This is a genomic window from Rhodothermales bacterium (genome assembly GCA_013002345.1).
Taxonomy (GTDB): Bacteria; Bacteroidota; Rhodothermia; order Rhodothermales; family JABDKH01; genus JABDKH01.
In genome coordinates this window covers 1-3,245 of sequence record JABDKH010000202.1, presented here as the reverse complement: position 1 = coordinate 3,245, position 3,245 = coordinate 1, and the positions used below count along the sequence as shown (strand labels likewise).

The 3,245-nt window shown below is 57.9% G+C and carries 3 protein-coding genes; 2 read left to right on the top strand and 1 reads right to left on the bottom strand.

The genetic code is table 11. The features are described 5' to 3' along the window. Positions 1-944 (bottom strand): hypothetical protein (locus HKN37_10605; protein ID NNE47098.1); only part of this gene is annotated, 944 nt, incomplete at its 3' end. Between the two features lie 3 nt (positions 945-947). Here HKN37_10605 and HKN37_10600 point away from each other — a divergent pair. Further along, a complete protein-coding gene (locus tag HKN37_10600; GenBank protein NNE47097.1) occupies positions 948-2,636 on the top strand; it encodes an NAD+ synthase in 1,689 nt (562 codons plus the stop codon). Continuing rightward, entirely contained in the window at positions 2,633-3,226 is a 594-nt protein-coding gene (gene ruvA / locus HKN37_10595; protein NNE47096.1) for a Holliday junction branch migration protein RuvA, read from the top strand. The genes HKN37_10600 and ruvA overlap by 4 nt, the downstream gene beginning before the upstream one ends. Positions 3,227-3,245 lie beyond the last annotated feature (19 nt).

Genomic DNA, 3,245 nt, shown 5'->3' with positions numbered 1-3,245 from the left:
ACGATCCACGCACCGGCGTCACGGGTCTTTCTGGCTATGGTCCGGAGGTCCTCGTCGGACACTTCTCTCTCCGCCGAACCGAGATAGACCGTGTATCCATCTATGTGATCGAACGTTTCCTGACCCGACTCCAGCGCGTGCAGAAGTCCGACATCTTCCGGGACATGTCCGCCGAAACGCATCCCAAGCTCGTGAGCCGTCTTCGCCATACGGTCATACGCATCGAGAGGAACCCCTGGATGAATCTTGATCAGGTCCCATCCCTCTTCTGCCTGCTGCCTCACCTTGCGCTCGGCGTCCTCCGCACTGCTCACCGAACCTCCGTTGAAGCTCGGCCCGGCCAGATATAGCGTCGGTCCTATGTTGGCCCCGGTCAGCACCCGATCCTTCAGGCTGAGCTGCCCACTATATCCGAGCATGCCACGCACCGTCGTGACACCGTTCGCGACATACAGGAACAGAACGTCATCGATGAATTCCTGTGACTGATTCGGTGATGGAATGTGGCCATGCATCTCGGCAAGACCGGGGACGACAAAGCGGCCCGTACCATCTACGACAACAGAACCTTCCGGCACTGCCGTGTCCGCGGAGGGACCGACCGCGACGATCCGGTCACCCCGGATCACGATTGTATGGTCTTGCAGCACTGCATCCGAATCCATCGGCACTACCGTGGCACCCACGATCGCGTGCGCCTGCGGTTCACGGTCCTGAGCGTACCCGCATCCAGCCGAAAACAGGGTGCCGAGTCCGATGGCGAGAAGCACTGCAAGAATTCGCGACATACCTTTCCTCCAATCGATGTGATTATTTCCTTCGGCCGGATATATAGCTGCCAGTTCTACGAATGATGCTGATTTCGTTTCACGATCACGTCCTGACGGGAACGACAGGTGACTCTGACGCGTGCTGATCGACGACTCCCAAGACGACTCTTCCATGCGATGAAGATAGCCCTTGCACAGATCAATCCGACCGTCGGCGACATTGATGGCAACGTGTCGCGGATGCTGGAGTATGCCGGCCAGGCCACAGCACGGGGCGCCGATTTGATCGTTTATCCGGAGCTATCGATCTGCGGCTATCCACCTCTGGATCTGCTCGAAAACGACTCGTTCATCGATTCCTGTAGCGATGCTATCGACCGTTTTGCGACGAACCTGCCCGCCGGACTTTCCGCCATCGTCGGAACGCCCGTCCGAAATTCTGACGCTGTCGGAAAACGCCTGTTCAATGCCGCAATTCTTGTCGAGACCGGAGCGCGTGTTGCAGAAGTGCATAAATCGCTGCTGCCCACCTACGACGTCTTCGACGAATACCGCTACTTCGAGCCGGCACATCACCTTCAACTCGTCGAATGGCGCGGCCTCAAACTCGGACTGCATATCTGCGAAGACATGTGGAATAACGAGGAGCAGGCCGACTATCATCTTTACCGAACGAACCCGATCGACAGGCTTGCTGAGATGGGGGCAGATCTCTTCGTCAATATCAGCGCATCACCGTTTTCGGTCGGGAAGCACGAGCGCAGGAACGAAGTCGTCGAAGAAATCTGCATTGAACACGGGATCCCGTTCGTGCTCGTCAATCAGGTCGGGGCAAATACAGAGGTCGTCTTTGATGGCGACAGCCGCGTGCACAATGACCGGGGCGAACTGGTCGTGTGCGCCGCCTCCTTTCGGGAAGACCTCGTCTTCTGGGACACTGACGCAGGAGCCTCACCCTGTTCGGTCGCGCTGACGGAGGCTGAGCAATTGCACGACGCACTGACGCTCGGTATTGCCGACTATTTCTACAAGACGGGTGCGTTCAACAAGACATTGATTGGTCTTTCCGGGGGAATTGACTCGGCTGTCACCTGCGCACTCGCTGTTGCAGCTCTTGGACCCGAAAATGTGGTCGGGATTACTATGCCGTCGGCCTATTCGTCGCCGGGGTCCGTGACTGACTCCGAAACACTCGCTTCAAGTCTCGGAATCGAATTCCACAATATCGGTATCGGCCCAGCCGTATCGGCTTTCGACGAGATGCTCGAGTCCCTCTTCGCTGAGACGAACGCCGGCGTCGCGGAAGAGAACATCCAGGCGCGCTCGCGGGGCGTCACGCTCATGGCCGTGTCAAACAAGTTCGGATATCTACTTCTGTCGACCGGAAACAAGAGCGAGATGTCCGTCGGATACGCCACGTTGTACGGGGACATGAACGGTGGACTCGCGGTCCTTGCCGACGTGTACAAGACGCAGGTCTACGAAGTCGCTGAATACATCAATGACCGGGCCGGACGTGAACTCATTCCGAGAAGCACGATCGAAAAACCGCCGTCGGCCGAGCTTCGGCCGGATCAACAAGACAGCGATTCGTTGCCCGACTATGTCATACTCGACCGCATCCTCGAGTTATACGTCGAGGACCAGCAGGAGCTGGACGAGATTGTGGAGTCGACTTCATTCGACGAACCGCTTGTGAGAAGCATTCTGGACATGGTCGATCGCAACGAATACAAGCGGCGGCAGGCAGCACCCGGAATACGCGTAAGTACCAAGGCGTTCGGTATGGGAAGGCGGGTGCCAATCGTGATGCGCTGGAATCGGGACGCCGCAAAGAAAAACAAATCAGGAAAGACGGACGCATGATCACCTACGTGTCGGGGAAATTGGTTTCGAAGAAGGCCACCGAAGTGGTTATCGACGTCCAGGGTATCGGGTATGAGATCCGCATTCCGACTTCTACGTACGAGAAGCTTCCCGACGCGGGCAAGCAGGCCATCCTCCATACACATCACTATGTTCGGGAAGATGCGATTCTACTGTACGGCTTTGCTGATGTAGATCAGCGGTCGATTTTCGAGGCCATGCTGAGCGTGTCGGGCGTCGGTCCGAAACTCGCGCTTGCGGCACTGTCCGCATTTCCGCCCGCGGACCTTCAAGAGCATGTTGTCCGCGGCGATGTCGGCATCCTGACCGGAATCCCCGGTGTGGGCCGAAAAACGGCCGAGCGGCTGGTTGTGGAGCTTAGAGACAAGTTTGCACGCGTGGAATTGAACGTGCCGGCGGGGGGCGTCGCCGGAGCAGCAAGTTCATTGCGGGCTGACGCGCTCGCAGCTCTGGAAGCACTCGGGTTGTCGCGAGCAGGGGCAGAGCGAAGCATCAGTCGTGCGCTGAAAGAACACCCCGGCATTACGTCGGTCGAAGAGTTGGTGCGGCACGCCCTTCAGGCAGGGTAGCCGCAGGTCGAGGAGTTGC

Coding starts and splice junctions, on each gene's coding strand:
- HKN37_10600 (NNE47097.1), top strand. CDS start 948: ATGAAGATAGCCCTTGCACAGATCAATCCGACCGTCGGCGACATTGAT.
- ruvA (NNE47096.1), top strand. CDS start 2,633: ATGATCACCTACGTGTCGGGGAAATTGGTTTCGAAGAAGGCCACCGAA.